This window comes from Micromonospora sp. WMMD1082, from assembly GCF_029626175.1.
GTDB lineage: Bacteria > Actinomycetota > Actinomycetes > Mycobacteriales > Micromonosporaceae > Micromonospora.
This window is the reverse complement of sequence record NZ_JARUBM010000002.1, coordinates 4,660,811-4,676,414: the sequence shown is the minus strand read 5'-3', so window position 1 is coordinate 4,676,414 and position 15,604 is coordinate 4,660,811. Positions and strand designations below refer to the sequence as shown.

At 74.5% G+C, this 15,604-nt stretch carries 14 protein-coding genes; 7 read left to right on the top strand and 7 right to left on the bottom strand.

Annotation, left to right across the window (positions count from 1 at the left end; genetic code table 11):
• The first annotated feature begins 188 nt into the window (after positions 1–188).
• Entirely contained in the window at positions 189–1,340 is a 1,152-nt protein-coding gene (locus O7615_RS21640; protein ID WP_278179624.1) for an aminotransferase class V-fold PLP-dependent enzyme, read from the top strand.
• A 143-nt stretch (positions 1,341–1,483) separates the two neighbouring features.
• A complete protein-coding gene (locus tag O7615_RS21635; protein ID WP_278182183.1) occupies positions 1,484–1,699 on the top strand; it encodes a sulfurtransferase TusA family protein in 216 nt (71 codons plus the stop codon).
• A gap of 119 nt (positions 1,700–1,818) precedes the next feature.
• On the opposite strand, the gene O7615_RS21630 is transcribed toward O7615_RS21635, so the two are convergent.
• The 3 genes from O7615_RS21630 to O7615_RS21620 form a co-directional block, all read right to left on the bottom strand.
• On the bottom strand, positions 1,819–2,796 hold the full coding sequence (locus O7615_RS21630) for a carbohydrate kinase family protein (RefSeq protein WP_278179623.1): 978 nt from the start codon (positions 2,794–2,796) through the stop codon (positions 1,819–1,821).
• Between the two features lie 231 nt (positions 2,797–3,027).
• Positions 3,028–3,396, bottom strand: a complete 369-nt coding sequence (gene erpA, locus O7615_RS21625; RefSeq protein ID WP_278179622.1) for an iron-sulfur cluster insertion protein ErpA — start codon at positions 3,394–3,396, stop codon at positions 3,028–3,030.
• Between the two features lie 150 nt (positions 3,397–3,546).
• Positions 3,547–4,686: a glycerate kinase gene (locus O7615_RS21620; protein WP_278179621.1), complete on the bottom strand. Its 1,140-nt coding sequence runs from the start codon at positions 4,684–4,686 to the stop codon at positions 3,547–3,549.
• 68 nt (positions 4,687–4,754) lie between these two features.
• On the opposite strand from O7615_RS21620, the gene nadA reads away from it, so the two are divergent.
• The 3 genes from nadA to O7615_RS21605 all read left to right on the top strand — a co-directional run bounded on the left by nadA (position 4,755) and on the right by O7615_RS21605 (position 8,217).
• Positions 4,755–5,930 (top strand): quinolinate synthase NadA, encoded by a 1,176-nt coding sequence (nadA, locus tag O7615_RS21615; protein ID WP_278179620.1) that lies wholly within the window; start codon positions 4,755–4,757, stop codon positions 5,928–5,930.
• 228 nt (positions 5,931–6,158) lie between these two features.
• Positions 6,159–7,514, top strand: coding sequence for a UDP-N-acetylglucosamine 1-carboxyvinyltransferase (gene murA / locus O7615_RS21610; RefSeq protein WP_347405095.1), 1,356 nt, complete (start codon positions 6,159–6,161; stop codon positions 7,512–7,514).
• Between the two features lie 100 nt (positions 7,515–7,614).
• Positions 7,615–8,217 (top strand): DUF3043 domain-containing protein, encoded by a 603-nt coding sequence (locus O7615_RS21605; RefSeq protein ID WP_278179618.1) that lies wholly within the window; start codon positions 7,615–7,617, stop codon positions 8,215–8,217.
• Between the two features lie 10 nt (positions 8,218–8,227).
• Here O7615_RS21605 and O7615_RS21600 read toward each other — a convergent pair whose 3' ends face one another.
• Complete coding sequence (locus O7615_RS21600; RefSeq protein WP_278179617.1) at positions 8,228–8,536, bottom strand: AzlD domain-containing protein; 309 nt, start codon at positions 8,534–8,536, stop codon at positions 8,228–8,230.
• On the bottom strand, positions 8,530–9,369 hold the full coding sequence (locus O7615_RS21595) for an AzlC family ABC transporter permease (RefSeq protein ID WP_278179616.1): 840 nt from the start codon (positions 9,367–9,369) through the stop codon (positions 8,530–8,532). The genes O7615_RS21600 and O7615_RS21595 overlap by 7 nt, the downstream gene beginning before the upstream one ends.
• Positions 9,370–9,435: 66 nt before the next feature.
• On the opposite strand from O7615_RS21595, the gene O7615_RS21590 reads away from it, so the two are divergent.
• Both O7615_RS21590 and O7615_RS21585 read left to right on the top strand, forming a co-directional pair.
• Positions 9,436–9,996, top strand: coding sequence for an XRE family transcriptional regulator (locus tag O7615_RS21590; protein ID WP_278179615.1), 561 nt, complete (start codon positions 9,436–9,438; stop codon positions 9,994–9,996).
• A gap of 460 nt (positions 9,997–10,456) precedes the next feature.
• Positions 10,457–14,458, top strand: a complete 4,002-nt coding sequence (locus O7615_RS21585; RefSeq protein ID WP_278179614.1) for a WG repeat-containing protein — start codon at positions 10,457–10,459, stop codon at positions 14,456–14,458.
• A gap of 96 nt (positions 14,459–14,554) precedes the next feature.
• On the opposite strand, the gene O7615_RS21580 is transcribed toward O7615_RS21585, so the two are convergent.
• Both O7615_RS21580 and O7615_RS21575 read right to left on the bottom strand, forming a co-directional pair.
• Complete coding sequence (locus O7615_RS21580) at positions 14,555–15,073, bottom strand: hypothetical protein (RefSeq protein ID WP_278179612.1); 519 nt, start codon at positions 15,071–15,073, stop codon at positions 14,555–14,557.
• Positions 15,074–15,100: 27 nt separating this feature from the next.
• On the bottom strand, positions 15,101–15,580 hold the full coding sequence (locus O7615_RS21575; protein WP_278179610.1) for a cupin domain-containing protein: 480 nt from the start codon (positions 15,578–15,580) through the stop codon (positions 15,101–15,103).
• Positions 15,581–15,604: the final 24 nt, after the last annotated feature.

Sequence of the window (15,604 nt, the reverse complement as noted above, 5' to 3'; positions counted from 1 at the left end):
CTGCCTCCCTAGCGCGCCGCGGTGTCTCTCGTTCTGGCCGGCTCCGCCGAGCGGAGCCGCCGCACCGACGGCAAAGGCGTCACCGACGGTCGCAGATTACTCGACCATGACGGGCTGGACCCGGTTGGGGTCGTTGTCCCCACCCGACGGGGGATCTTGTGTCGGCCGAGGCGATAGCGTGGGCAGACGTGACTCCTTCCCCGGTCTACCTGGACGCGGCCACCGCCGCGCCGCTGCATCCGGTCGCCCGGCAGGCGCTGCTGGCCGCGCTCGACGACGGCTGGGCCGACCCCGACCGGCTCTACACCCGGGCCCGGCGCGCCCGGCAGTTGCTCGACGCCGCCCGCGAGGCCGCGGCGGAAACCCTGGGCGTACGCCCCGACGAGCTGTCCTTCACCCCCAGCGGCACCAGTGCGGCGCACACCGCCGTGCTCGGTGGCCTGCTCGGGCGCCGGCGAACCGGCGAGGTGCTGGTGCACTCGACGATCGAACACTCCGCCGTGCTGCACGCCGCGGCGCAGCACGTGGCTGGTGGCGGCGGGGCCGCCGAGGTGCCGGTGGACCGCCTCGGCCGGCTGGACCTGGATGCCTGGTCGGCGGCGGTGACCGGCCCCGGGGTGGCGCTGGCCGCCCTGATCGCGGCCAGTCACGAGGTGGGTACCGTCCAGCCGGTCGAGACCGCCGCGACGGCCTGCGCCGACGCGGGCGTGCCGCTCTATGTCGACGCCGCTCAGGTGGTGGGCCGGGTACCGGTGCCGGCCGGCTGGTCGGTGCTGACCGCGAGCGCCCGCAAGTGGGGCGGCCCGCCCGGTGTCGGTCTGCTGGTGGTGCGCAAGGGCACCCGGTGGGAGTCGCCCTGGCCGGCCGACGAACGCGAGTCGGGGCGTACCCCCGGCGCGGTGAACCTGCCGGCGGTGGTGGCGGCGGCGGCGAGCCTGCGCGCGGCGGCGGCCGACGCGGCGGCGCAGGCGGCCCGACTGTCGCCACTGGTGGACCGGATCCGCGCCCGGGTGGCGGCCGACGTGCCGGACGTGGAGGTGGTGGGCGACCCCGAGCGCCGGCTGCCGCACCTGGTCACCTTCTCCTGCCTGTACGTCGACGGCGAGGCGCTGCTGCACGCGCTGGACCGGCGCGGCTTCGCCGTCTCGTCGGGCTCGTCGTGCACCTCGTCCACGCTGCGCCCGTCGCACGTGCTGGAGGCGATGGGGGTGCTCTCGCACGGCAACGTGCGGGTCTCGCTGCACGCCGGCACCACCGAGGCCGACGTGGACCGCTTCCTCGCCGAGCTGCCGGCCATCGTCGCCGACCTGCGGGAACAGGCCGGGGTGGTGGGCCTGTGACCACCCCCGACGGCCCCGGCGATGGGCCCGGCGGCCCCGGCGGTGGGAGTGGCGGTGGGGCTGAGCATGAGACTGGCGGTGGGGCCGGGCGTGGGCCCGGCAGCGGCGGGGCTGGCGGCCCGGCCGGCGATGGGCCCGACGAGGTGCTCGACTGTCTCGGTCAGCGCTGCCCGCTGCCGGTGATCGCGCTCGCCCGCCGCCTGCCCGACCTGCCGGTCGGCGCGGTGGTGCGGGTGCTGGCCGACGACCCGGCGGCGGCGGTCGACATCCCCGCCTGGTGCCGCATGCGCGGCCAGGACTTCCTCGGCACGGTGACCGGCCCCGACGGCCCCGCCCACGACGTCCGCCGCACTCACTAGGGCCTGTGTCGACTCTCAAGATCCGCGCAACTTCAGGGATCCTGCTGCCTCAACCCCCGGACGAGGCAGCAGGATCAGGGAAGTTGCGCGGATCATGAACGGTAGAGGCGGGTGAGGGGTCAGGGGAGGAGGTGGGGGCGGATCTCGTCGGCGGCCTGGTCGCCGTAGGACTCGGCGAGGCGCTTGACGAACAGGTCGCGGCGCACCTGGTACTCCTGGGTGCCGACCGTCTCCAGCACCAGCGTGGCGAGCAGAGAGCCGACCTGGGCGGCGCGCTCCAGCCCGACGCCCCAGGACAGCGCGGTGAAGAAGCCGGCGCGGAAGCCGTCACCGACGCCGGTGGGGTCGACCGCCTGGGTTTCCCGGGCGATCGGCACGTGGATCGGGTCGATCTCCCGGCCGGCGATCTCCACCCCGTGCTTGCCCAGCGTGGTGACCCGGATCCGGACCCGGTCCAGCAGCTGCGCGTCGCTCAGCCCGGCCTTGCTCTGCAGCAGCGACTTCTCGTAGTCGTTGGTCATCAGGTAGTCGGCGCCGTCGATCAACGCCACCACGTCCTCGCCGCCCATCCGGGCGAGCTGCTGGGACGGATCGGCGGCGAACGGGTAGCCGCGCTCGCGGCACTCCGCGGAGTGGCGCAGCATCGCCTCCGGGTCGTTGGCGCCGACCAGCACCAGGTCCAGCCCGCCGAGGCGCTGCGCGACGGGGTGCAGCTCGATGTTGCGCGCCTCGCTCATCGCCCCCGCGTAGAACGAGGCGATCTGGCACATGTCGGTGTCGGTGGTGCAGACGAAGCGGGCGGTGTGCGCCACCTCGCTGACGTGTACCGACCCGCAGTCCACCCCGTGCCGTTCCAGCCAGGAGCGGTAGTCGGCGAAGTCGGCACCGACGGCGCCGAGCAGCACCGGCTGCAGACCGAGCTGGCCCATGCCGAACGCGATGTTGGCCGCCACCCCGCCCCGGCGCAGCACCAGGTCGTCCACCAGGAAGGAGAGCGACACCTTGTGCAGCTGGTCGGCGATGAGCTGGTCGGCGAACCGCCCCGGGAAGCTCATCAGATGGTCGGTGGCGATCGAGCCGGTCACGGCGATCTTCATGGCAACCCTCGGGTTCGGCGGCAGAGCCCGGTCAGCCTACCGACCCCGTGACCCCACCGCGACCGCCCCGCCCGATCGCCTCCCACCACCCTCACCACCCGCGTTGATCATGAAGTTGTTGCCATCCCGCCCGGCGTGTCGCGACAACAACTTCATGATCAATGCAGACGGCGCGGCGGCGGGGTGGCCGTCAGGCCACCCCGCCGCCGCGGGAAGAACGTGGAGACCGACTCAGCTGAAGGAGTCACCGCAGGCGCAGGAGTTGCCCGCGTTGGGGTTGTCGATGGTGAAGCCCTGTGCGTCGATCCGGTCGGCGAAGTCGATGGTGGCGCCGGCCAGGTAGGGGGCGCTCATCCGGTCGACGACGACCTCGACACCGTCGTAGCCGGTGACGACGTCACCGTCGAGCGAACGCTCGTCGAAGAAGAGCTGGTACCGCAGGCCGGAGCAGCCGCCCGGCTGCACGGCGACCCGAAGCCGCAGGTCGTCGCGGCCCTCCTGCTCGATCAGGGCCTTGACCTTCTGCGCCGCGACGTCGGTGAGGACGACGGACGTGGGGGCCTTGGCCTCGGTCGACTCGGTCTGCGCTGGCGTGGTCACGTGGAATTCTCCCTGCGCGCGTTCGGTGTGGTCTCTCCTGGCCAACGTCAGCCGCCGGTCAGCGATTCCCACAGTGGTCCAGTTTCCGATTGTAGGCCCATCGGAGCCGGCTGACCCGGCGGCGTGACCAGCCACTCGGCGAGCCGGTGATCAGCGGCTCCACTGCCGGGCCAGTCGGGCGCCGAGCGCCCGCAGCCCCTCCGCCGGACGCTCCAGGGCGGCGGTCAGCCCGCCGCGTTGCTCTCCGCCGAAGTGTTCCACCAGGCTGTACGCGTCGGTAACCCCGACCGACGCCGCCTCCCGTCGCCCGGTGCTCACCTGGCCGGCGAGCACCACGCAGGGTACGCCCCGGTCACGGGCGGCGCCGGCCACTCCGGCGACCACCTTGCCGCGCAGCGACTGGTGGTCGAACCTGCCCTCCCCGGTGATCACCAGGTCGACGCCGTCGAGTTCCGTGTCCAGCCCGACGGCCCGGCTGACCAGCCCGATGCCGGACTCGCAGCGGCCACCGAGGGCCAGCAGCGCGGCGCCGATCCCGCCGGCCGCTCCCCCGCCGGGCAGCGCGCCCAGGCCGCTCGGGCAGCCCGGCAGGTCCCGCTCCAACACCTCCGCCCAGCGCTGCAACGCGGCGTCGAGCAGCAGCACGTCGGCGCGGTCGGCGCCCTTCTGCGGCCCGAAGACGTTGCTGGCACCGTGCAGCCCGAGCAGCGGGTTGTCGACGTCGGTGGCCGCGACCAGCCGGGCCTCGCGCAGCCTCGGTGCGCCGTCGAGGGCGGCCACCGCGGCCAGCGCCGCGCCGCCGTACGGCAGGGCCGCGCCGGTGTCGTCCAGCCCGACGGCGCCGAGCGCGGCGAGCATGCCCGCGCCGCCGTCGTTGGTCGCCGAACCGCCCAGCCCCACGACCACCGTGCCGGCGCCGGCCTCGATGGCCGCCGTGATCAGCAACCCCAGCCCGTACGACGTGGTGGTCGACGGGTCGCGCTCGGCGGCAGCGAGCAGGTGCAGCCCGCACGCCTGCGCGCTCTCCAGCCACGCGATCGTGCCGCCGTCGGTGAGCAGCATCTCACCGGCGGCCGGGCGACCCAGCGGGTCGACCGTCGGCACCGGCACCCGGCGCCCGGGCAGCGCCTCGGCAAGCACGTCGAGGAACCCCGGCCCACCGTCGGCCAACGGCCTGACCAGCAGGTCGTCGCCGGGGGCCACCTCGCGCCAGCCGTCGGCCACCGCGGCGGCGACCTGGGGGGCCGGCAGCGTGCCGGCGAACTTGTCCGGGCAGAGCAGTACGCGCATGCCTGGCAGTGTGGCAGCCCACACCGGCACGGGCCGCGCGCCGGTCCCGCTGTGGGACCATGGAGGGCGTGACCTCGACCTGGGTTGAACCCTCCAACACCGCCACTGCGCTGCTGCTTCTCGGCCGCGGCAGCGACCCCGCCACCGAACGTGGCGTGGAGTGTCCGGGTGACCTGCCGGCGCCCAGCGACCCCGACCTGGTGGCCCGGGCGACGGCGGCCAAGGCCGCGCTGGGCGACCGGGTCTTCGTGCTGGGCCACCACTACCAGCGCGACGAGGTGATCCAGTTCGCCGACGTGACCGGCGACTCGTTCAAGCTGGCCCGTGAGGCCGCCGCCCGGCCGGACGCGGAGTACATCGTCTTCTGCGGTGTGCACTTCATGGCCGAGAGCGCCGACATCCTCACCACCGACGCGCAGCAGGTCGTGCTGCCCGACCTGGCGGCCGGCTGTTCGATGGCGGACATGGCCGCGCTGCCGCAGGTCGAGAACGCCTGGGACGTGCTCACCGAGCTGGGCGTCGCCGAGCGGACCGTCCCGGTCACCTACATGAACTCCTCGGCGGACATCAAGGGCTTCGTCGGGCGCAACGGCGGCGTGGTCTGCACCTCGTCCAACGCGCAGCGAGCCCTGGAGTGGGCGTACCAGCAGGGCGAGAAGGTGCTCTTCCTGCCCGACCAGCACCTGGGGCGCAACACGGCGGTGCTGGAGATGGGCTTCTCCCTGGACGACTGCGTGCTCTACGACCCGCACAAGCCGGGTGGCGGGCTGACGCCGGAGCAGCTGCGCGACGCGCGGATGATCCTCTGGCGCGGGCACTGCTCGGTGCACGGGCGGTTCACCCTCGACAGCGTCAACGACGTCCGCGAGCGGGTTCCGGGGGTGAACGTGCTGGTGCACCCGGAGTGTCGGCACGAGGTGGTCAACGCCGCCGATCTCGTGGGGTCGACCGAGTACATCATCCGCACCATCGAGGCCGCGCCGGCCGGCTCCGCGTGGGCGGTCGGCACCGAGCTGAACCTGGTCCGCCGGCTCGCGCTGGCCCACCCGGACAAGCAGATCATGTTCCTCGACCGCGCGGTCTGCTACTGCTCGACGATGAACCGGATCGACCTGCCGCACCTGGTCTGGGCGCTGGAGGAGCTGGTCGCCGGCCGGGTGGTCAACCAGATCACGGTGGACGCCGACACCGCGCACCACGCCCGGGTCGCGCTGGACCAGATGCTGGCGCTACCCGGCGCCTGACACCCACCGCAGGCGATCACTCTCGGTAACCCCTGTGGTACATAAAAGTGCCGGATCACCGATAAATGCCCTCCATGGCGGTGTGACCGGATCCATTCTCATCACGGAGGGCTATGCTGCCGGGCGACGGCATCCGCGGGCGCGGGCGTTTGGACGCGACCGCGTCCCGGGTAGCGACCGGTGGTGTCCCCACATCGAAACGGCAGCACGCACGCGCTGGAGGTTGCGTTGACCGACGACGTCCTGGTCGTACACGGAGGCACCCCGCTGCAAGGGCGGATCCGCGTACGCGGCGCGAAGAACCTGGTGTCCAAGGCGATGGTCGCCGCCCTGCTCGGCGACAGCCCGAGTCGGCTGTTCGACGTACCGAAGATCCGTGATGTCGAGGTGGTCCGCGGCCTGCTCGGGCTGCACGGCGTCAAGGTCACCGACGGCGACGAGGACGGCGAGCTGGTCTTCGACCCGGCGAACGTGGAGAGCGCCAGCACCGACCAGATCAACGTGCACGCGGGCTCCAGCCGCATCCCGATCCTGTTCTGCGGGCCGCTGCTGCACCGTCTCGGGCACGCCTTCATCCCCGACCTGGGCGGCTGCCACATCGGGCCGCGCCCGATCGACTTCCACCTGCAGGCGCTGCGGGAGTTCGGCGCCACCGTCGACAAGACCCCCGAAGGGCTGCACCTCTCCGCGCCGAACGGCCTGCACGGCACCAAGTTCGCGCTGCCCTACCCGAGCGTGGGCGCGACCGAGCAGGTGCTGCTCACGGCGGTCATGGCCGAGGGCGTCACCGAGCTGCGCAACGCCGCCGTGGAGCCGGAGATCATCGACCTGATCTGCGTCCTGCAGAAGATGGGCGCGATCATCAAGGTGCACACCGACCGGGTGATCGAGATCCAGGGCGTACCGAGGCTGCACGGCTACACCCACCGGCCGATCCCGGACCGGATCGAGGCGGCGAGCTGGGCCGCGGCGGCGCTGGCCACCCGGGGCCACGTCGAGGTGCTCGGCGCCGAGCAGGCCGACATGATGACCTTCCTGAACGTCTTCCGCTCGGTCGGCGGCGAGTACGAGGTGACCGACACCCGGCCGCCGCGACTGGGCCAGCCGGGCCAGGAGGGTGGCATCCGCTTCTGGCACCCGGGCGGCGAACTGCAGGCCACGGCGCTGGAGACCGACGTACACCCGGGCTTCATGACCGACTGGCAGCAGCCGCTGGTGGTGGCGCTGACCCAGGCACGGGGCCTGTCGATCGTCCACGAGACGGTCTACGAGCAGCGGCTGGGCTACACCGAGGCGCTCAACACGATGGGCGCGAACATCCAGGTCTACCGGGACTGCCTGGGCGGCACCCCGTGCCGCTTCGGCCGACGCAACTTCAAGCACTCCGCAGTGATCGCCGGCCCGAGCAAGCTGCACGCCGCCGACCTGGTCATTCCCGACCTGCGGGCCGGCTTCAGCCACCTGATCGCCGCGCTGGCCGCCGAGGGCACCTCCCGGGTGTACGGGGTCGACCTGATCAACCGGGGCTACGAGGACTTCGAGGCCAAGCTCGCCGACCTCGGGGCACACGTCGAGCGGCCGTAAGCCCGCTCCTCGGCCCGCCCGCAACCCGGCACCGCCGGTCCGCTCGCGTCCGGTGCACCGCGATGTGCACCGGGCGCGCCGCGTTGGCTACCCTTGCCGCGTGCCGTCGCTGTTTCGCCGCAAGTCCGCCGACATCCCCGACCCCGCCACCGAGCCGCTGACGCCGGCGGAGGAGGAGGCCGAGGCCGCCCCTTCCCGTGGCTACACGCCCGCGAAGGGGCGGGAGACGCCGAAGCGTCCCGCCACCGGTCGCCGCCCGGCCGGCTCATTGAAGGCGCTCAGCAAGGAGGAGACGAAGGCGCTGCGCCGGCAGCGGCGCGCCGAGGCCGCCGCGGAGTTCCGGCGGGAGGGCGGCCCTCGCGACCGGGGTCCGGAGCGGCTGCTGGCGCGCAACGTGGTCGACTCCCGGCGTACCGTCGGGACCTGGTTCTTCGGCGGCGCGCTGGTGGTGCTGATCGGCTCCAACCAGGCGATGCCGCCAGCGATCCGGTTGGCCTCCAACCTGCTCTGGGGCGCGCTGGCCCTGGGCGTGGTGATCGACTCGGTGCTCATCTCTCGCAAGATCAAGAAGCTGGTCCGGGAGCGGTTCCCGAGTTCCACCCAGCGGATGGGGTCGCTGTACCTCTACGCGATCATGCGGTCGATCACCTTCCGCAAGCTGCGCACCCCGGCGCCCCGGGTCGCCATCGGCGACAAGGTCTGACCACCGCGCCTCAGGGCACGCCGAGCAGGCGCAGCAGCGCGGTGGTGCCGGCGGCGGCGAGGACGACGAGCACGAACGGCACCCGCCGCCAGGCCAGCAGCACCCCGACCAGCACCCCCGCGGGGCGGGCGGCGCCGGCGAACCGACCGGCCTCGGTCAGCGCCGCGGTGGCCGCCAGCGCGGCCAGCAGGGCGGCCGCGCCCACCGGCAGCAGCTGACGCGCCCACGCCGGCAGGTCGAGCCGGTCGCGCAGCAGCACCCCGACGACCCGGAAGGCGTACGTCCCGACGGCCAGCGCCACGATCACCGCGATCAACACGGCCGCTCCCCCCGACCGACCGGCACCTCGCCGACCCGCTCTGCCCCGGACCCGGACGCATCGGCGTCGGCCCGCTCCGCGACGGACCCGGATACACCGGCGTCGGCCCGCTCCGCGACGGTCCCGGGCGCATCGGCGGCGCCGTCGGGCACCACCGTCGGTCGGCGGATCCGGCGTACTGCCAGCAGCGCCGGGCCGGCCAGCGCGAGCAGCACCGGCAGGCCGGCCGGCAGCAGTGGCGTGGTCAGCAACGCGATCGCGGCGCCCGCCACCGCCACCCGCCGGGTGTCGCGATCCCGCAGCGTGGGCAGGAGCAGCGCGAGCAGGCCGGCCGGAAAGGCGGCATCCAACCCGTACGCGGCCGGATCGCCGGCCACCCCGCCGGCCAGCACGCCGAGCACGGTGCCGGCGTTCCAGGCACCGAAGAGCAGGCCGCCGGCGAGCCAGAACGCCCGCCGTCGGGCCGGACCGGCGGGCCGGGCCAGCGTGAAGGCGGTCGTCTCGTCGGTCATCAGGTGGCTGCCGAGCAACCGCTGCCGCAACCGGGGGCCGATCGTGTCGGCGAGGGTCAGCCCGAACGGCACGTGCCGGGCGTTGAGCAGCAGCCCGGCCAGGACGGCGGCCACCGGACTGCCCACGGCCACCAGGCCGACCGCCATGAACTGCGCGCCACCGGCGTAGACCAGCATCGACATGGCGACGGCCGCCCAGCCGGGCAGCCCGGCGGCGACGGCCATCGCGCCGAACGAGGCGCCGACGGCGACGATCGCCGCGCCGATCGCGGCGATGTCGCGGAGCATCGACGCCCCCGGTGTTCGTTCTGGCGTACGCATGGTCCATCATGATGAACAGGGCCCCGCCGTTCGTCAAATAGAACAGCATGACCGCCGGAGCGAACCATGTCCCCCGATCCCACTCCCCCGCTCGCCACCATCGCCGCCGCGCTGCGGTACGAACGCCAGCGGGTCGGCATCTCCCTCACCGAACTCGCCCGGCGGGCCGGGATCGCCAAGTCGACCCTCTCTCAGCTCGAATCCGGCGCCGGCAACCCGAGCGTGGAGACGCTGTGGGCGCTGGGCGTGGCACTCGACGTGCCGTTCAGTCGGCTCGTCGAGCCGCCGGCCGCCACCGTGCGGGTGATCCGGGCCGGCAACGGTCCCCGGATCCACTCCGAGCACGCCGACTTCACCGGCACCCTGCTGTCCGCCGGCACCGCGCACGCCCGCCGGGACGTCTACCTGATCGAGTTGGAACCGGGACGGGTCCGTAGCGCCGCCCCGCACACCCCGCGCAGCGTCGAGCATGTCGTGGTGGGCGCCGGCCGGCTGCGCTGCGGGCCGGAACACGACCAGGTGGAGTTGGGCCCGGGCGATTACGCCACCTTTCCCGGCGACGCACCGCACCGCTACGAGGCCCTCGAACCAGGCACCTTCGCCGTGCTGGTCATGGAACATCCCTGACCTCGGGCATCGCCGGTCACCGGTGGAGGGCCGGACGTGGGCTCGGCGACGGTCGGCTGACGGTGGGTGAAGTATCGTCGGAAGACCGATAACAGCCATAGGGCTAAATGTCCGGATCAATAGGATAACGTTTGGGCCGACGAGGGTGCCGCAGTGGCGGTGACCGAGCCCGCGCCGCTACCCTCCATGCGCAGCCATTCGGTGCCCGGACGAGCGATTTTGCCGGCCTCCGGGGTGCCCAGCGCGACCATTTCCGACGAGGTGACATCGCCGTGAGCGAGCGGACGCGAGCCGACCACCGGGGCGCGACCGTGACCGGGCGGGCGCCGGCCCCGGGCTCCGCCACGGGCAGGGCCGGACGACCCGGTCTCGTCGGGGCCGCCGGGCCGGTCCCGCGTCCCCGTGTCGCGGCCGGCGCCGCCTCCCGGCAACGTCCCGGCCGCAGCGACAGGTCCGGCGGATGAGTCGCGGCTACGCCGACCGGTGGCACGATCCCGCCGAGCCCTCCTGGGTGTCCGAGCCGACCAACGAGTGGCAGCCGCAGTTCCCGGGCCAGCGCTATCCGGGTGACATCGGCATCGAGGACCGGCCACCTCCCGCACGGAGCCGGACCAGCGCCGTCGGCCGGGCCGAGGTGCCACCGCTCGCGCCGACCAGGCCCGACGGCGCGTACGTCGGCCGGTCCTGGGACAGCGAGCCGGACGACCGGCCGGGCCGGCACGAGGTTCCCGACCCGCGGCGGCCCGACGGCGCCAACGGTGCCCGGCCGCGCGACCGGGCGGCGTTCGCCGGCTCGCGGCCGGAGCAGTCCCGGCCCGACGGGCGGCGGTCATCGCACGACGATCCGGCCCGGGGGCGCGACGGCGTCACCTGGTCGGACTTCGGGCCGCAGGGGACCGGCGCGGGCGCACCGCTCCGGCGCGACCAACCCGACCGACGCGACCCGGACCGGCGTACCGACCGCCGCGACGAACGCGCTCCGGACCGGTACGCGCAGCGCGATCCCGATCAGCTCGATCCTGACCGCTATGCGCGGCGGGAACCCGACCGGCACGCCCAGCGCGACGGCGGCCGGCGCGCCCCGCGCGAACCCGACCGGTTTCCGCATCGCGAGCCCGACCGGCGCGACCCTGACCGGCGCGAGTCCGACCCGCACACCGGTCGGCCACGCCGTGTCGAGCCGACCGACCGCGACCAGTATCGCCACGGTGCGCCGGTGTCCCCGGCCGGTCGGCCGAGGCCCGGGCGGGCACCGGAGGCCGACGAGGAGGCACGCCGGCCCGCCGCCGCGTACCGGCCGGTCGAGGGTGTCGACGGCCGGCCGCCGGACGACGCCGCCCGGCGCTCCCGCTACCAGTGGAGTCACCATCCCGGGCACTCCGGGCCGAACGACGGCCCGGTGGTGGACGGCTACCGGACCGGTTTCGTTGCCGGGGATCCGGACGCCGCCCCGTATCCCGACGGCTTCGTCGACGAGGAGCCGATCCGCGCGGTCCCCGACGAGGGCACCCGCCCCGACTGGTCACCGGAACGGGACCGCCCCGGTGCGCCGACGCCGGACCAGCAGGCGTACGCCCCGCCCCGTGGTGACCTGCCCTGGCCCGATCCCGGACCACTGAGGCCCAGCAGCGGACGGGACCACCGCGAGTACCAGCGTCCGGCCGCACCGGAACAGGGTGCCGGCCGGCCACGGCACGACGACCGGCGGCCAACCGGAGTGCCGGACCGGCCCGGACCGGATCGGTTCGTCGACCGGCCCGCCGCCCAGTCGCCAGACCCCGAGCGGCCCGTCTCGCCCGCGCCCGACCCGGACCCGCGCCGGCGTCATCTGTCGGTGGTTCGGGACCAGCCCGTATCACCCGCTCCCGAGCAGGACCGACCCGTCTCGCCCGCCGCCGGGCGGGCCCGGCCGGTCTCCCCCGCGCCGGAGTACCACCAGCCCGCCGCCGGCCAGCCCCATGGGGGCCGGCCCGCCGCCGCAGCCCGGGACCGGGGCGAGGCTCACGCACCGGGCCGGGGCCGGCACGCGGCGGCACCTCCCGACGAGACCCGGAGCGACCTCCCCGGCCAGCACCGGGACCGACCCGCCGCTGCCGGGGTCGACCGGGCACCGGCCGGCGACACGGTACGGCCGGCGCCGCTGCACCAGCACGAGGTCCGTCCGGCACCCCTGCACGAGCACCAGGTCCGGCCGGCACCCCTGCACGATCAACCGGTCGTGGCCACACCACCGCCGACGCCAACCCCGTCGGTCGCCGCGGCGTCACCCGCCGCCGGCCCACCCACGGCCCGGCCCGTCTCCGCACCGCCCACCCAACGACCCGTCTCCGCGCCGCCTACCCCGCCGCCCGGTACCGCAGCTCCGGGACGGGTCCCGGGACCGCCCGCGCGGCCCGCCGCCGAGCACGCGGCACCGGTCGGCCCGCCGGCGCCACCGCGCGACCGGGCCGGCGGCGAGCCCGGCCACCCGGGGGCACCGGCAGCCCGGCAGCCCAAGCGGTACGTCCCACCGCCGCCGGAGCCGCCCACGACCGCCCGGCCTGTCCCCGAGGGCCTGCCGGGATGGTTCGGCTCGCCCGGTCCGTCCGGGACACCCGACCCGCACGCTCCGGAAGACGCTGGCGCCGCCCGCCCCACCGACGGGATGGCCGCACCCGCCCGCCCGGCGCCGGAGCCGATCCCCGCACCGCCGTCACCGGTCTCCGGACCGCCCACACCACCGGTCTCCGCGCCGCCCGCCTCCGCACCACCCCGACCGCCGGTCTCGGCACCACCCGGGGAGCCCGACTTCGACCTCGCCGCACCGATCTCCGCCATGCCGGCGTCCGCACCCCCGGACTCCGCCGCGCCTCCGGACTTCGCCGCGCCTCCGGATTTCGCCGCGCCTCCGGACTTCGCCGCGTCCCCGGATTCCGCCGCGCCACCGGACTTTGCCGCACCGATCTCCGCCGTGCCGGCGTCGGCGCCCCCGGCCGCGATGCCGCCCGTCGCCGCACCGCCGGGTGACGCTGACACTGACACCGCATCGCCGGCCGACACCGCGTCGTCAGGTGCCACCGCGCCGCCGGATGACACCGCGTCGCCCGCACCATCCGTCTCCGCACCGCCGGCCGACGGTGGTGCGGCGCCAGAGACGGCGGACGACGAGCCGGTACCCGAACCGCCGCCCGATCCCGAACAGCTGCTGGCAAGCTACCGCTGGCGCCTCGACCCGGTGACTCTGCGCGAACTCGCGGACGACCCGGAGGAACTGCGGATGATCCGGGATCGGCTCACCGACAAGCTCGCCTCGGCGCTGGACAACCGTTCCCGGGCCCGGCTGCTGAGCCTGCGCGCGGTGGCCTCGCGGGTCCTCGGCGACCTCGACGACGCGCTGGACGACGGGCGGATGGCGCTGACCTACGCCGAGGCGACCGGCGAGTTGCGGCGGGCCGCGCTGGCGCAGGCCCGGCTGGCCCACGTACTGCGGTGGCGGGGCGAGTTCGGCGAGGCTGACCGGCTGTTCGCGGAGGCCAACTCGGTCGAACTACCCGACCGACTACGGGCCGCCCTGCACGAACACGCCGCGCGCTGCTGCTACGACCAGGGCCGGCTGATCGAGGCCTGCCATCACTTCGAGCGCGCCCTCGACCTGCGCGGCGAGCAGGACGCCGAGTTGCTGGCCCGGGTCCGCACCGGGCTGGACGCCATCGCCGCCCGGGCCCCGGAGAGCGGCTTCGGCCCGTACCCGCGCAGTTGGGACGAGGTGTTGGAGCGCGACCGGGCCCCGGTGCCGGCCCGCGACGGCGGCCAGGGCCGGTGGGGTTACGCGGACGCCGACGGAGAGATGGTCGTGCCGGCCCGCTACACCGAGGCGCAGCCGTTCCGGGACGGCCTGGCCTGGGTACGCGGGCCGCAGAGCGACCGATGGTCGCTGATCGACCTGACCGGTGAGACCGTGCTCGGGCCGACGTACCTGGCGGCTCGACCGTTCTCCGACGGCCTGGCCTGGGTGGTGCGGGACGAGCACGGGTGGCACGCCGTCGACACCGCCGGGAAGGTGATCGTGCCGCCCGGCTTCGCCGAGGTACGGCCGTTCCGCAAGGGCGTGGCGGTGGTCCGCCGGGAGGGCTGGGGCGCCGTCGACCGTACCGGCCGGCTCGTGGTGCCGACCCGCTACCACGGCTTCCACACCACCCTCGCCGACGGCCACTACGTCGACGGCTTCACCGACGAGGGGCTGGCCGTGGTGGACCTGGCCGGCCGCAAGGGGGTGGTGGACCGGAACGGGCAGGTGATCGTCGCACCGGCGCACCCGGCGCTGCTGATCCACCCCGTCGCCTTCCTGGCCACCAACGGCGCCGGGAACTGGGGCGCCCTGGACCGGCGGGGCGAGTCGCTGATCGACCCGATGTTCCACCACCCGGCCGCGGTCGTCGCCGAGATCGAAGGGCTTCTCACCGACGCCAACCCGGTGCTCTAGCGACCGCGCGCCTGCCCGGTCTTGGGCCCGAGCCGGCGCGGTAACCGGTCGCCGTGGCCCGTCCGGACCGCCCCGGTGCAGGAGGCGGCCCGGGCCTCAGAGCCGGTCACGGACCAGGCCCACGAGCCGGATCGTCGTGGACCGGTCGCGGTCGTCGACGACGCTGGTGACGACCCGCAACGTGCAGTACCGGTCACCGCCGGCGAACTCCGCCTCGCCGACGGAGAACCGGATCCCGTCGACGCTCTCCTCGGGCTCGCCGAGGATCGGGTCGGCCGGCGGCAGCGCCCCCTCGGCGGCGGTACCGGGCATCCCGATGTGCAGCGTCACCGAGTGCGAGGTCTGCGGGTTCTCCCAGGCGCAGCCGGCCGAGGTGGGCACACCGCCGGGGTTGGCCCCGATGACCTCGGTGACCTCGGCGTCGGTCAGCAGCGAGCAGCCGTCAACCTCCTCGCCGACGGGGGCCGGCGCGGATCCCCCGGCGGCGGGAGCGGCCCGGTCCGGTCCGGTCGGGGTGGCCGGCGTGGACGGGCAACCGGCGACCCCCAGGGTCATGGCCAGGGCGACGGTCGCCGTCGCAACGCGCCGGCATCCGGTGCGGGCAAGAAGGATCATGATGCTCTCCAGGTGGGATCGGGTCGGTCAGCGGCCGGGCGGCGGCCCGAGCAGCTCGATGCCGTGCCGGTGGGCGGCATGGCCCAGGGCGACCGGGTCGATCGGTGCCGGGTCCGGCAGTCGCCGCTCCGTCGCCGGCGCACCGGCCTCGGCGACGAACCCGTCGAACCCGGCCGGTGTGGTGATCTGCAGCACCCGCAGTGGCTCGTCGGCACCGACCACGAACGTGTGCGGTATCCCGACCGGCAGGTGGACGAAGTCGCCCGGCCCGGCGGTCAGCTCCTCCCCCGCGCAGTGGAACACCGCAGCGCCGGAGATCACGTAGAACATCTCGTCCTCCAGCTGGTGCCGGTGCAGTGGCGGCGCGAAGCCGGGCGGGTTGACGAACTCGACCACGGTCAACTGCCCGCGGGTCTGTGTGCCGGCGACCTTGACGGTGACCAGGTTGCCGGTGAACCAGTACGCCTCCCCCTCGTCGCGGTGGAGCAGGTGTGGACGGATCGACATGGGACCTCCCCGGGTACGGGTGCC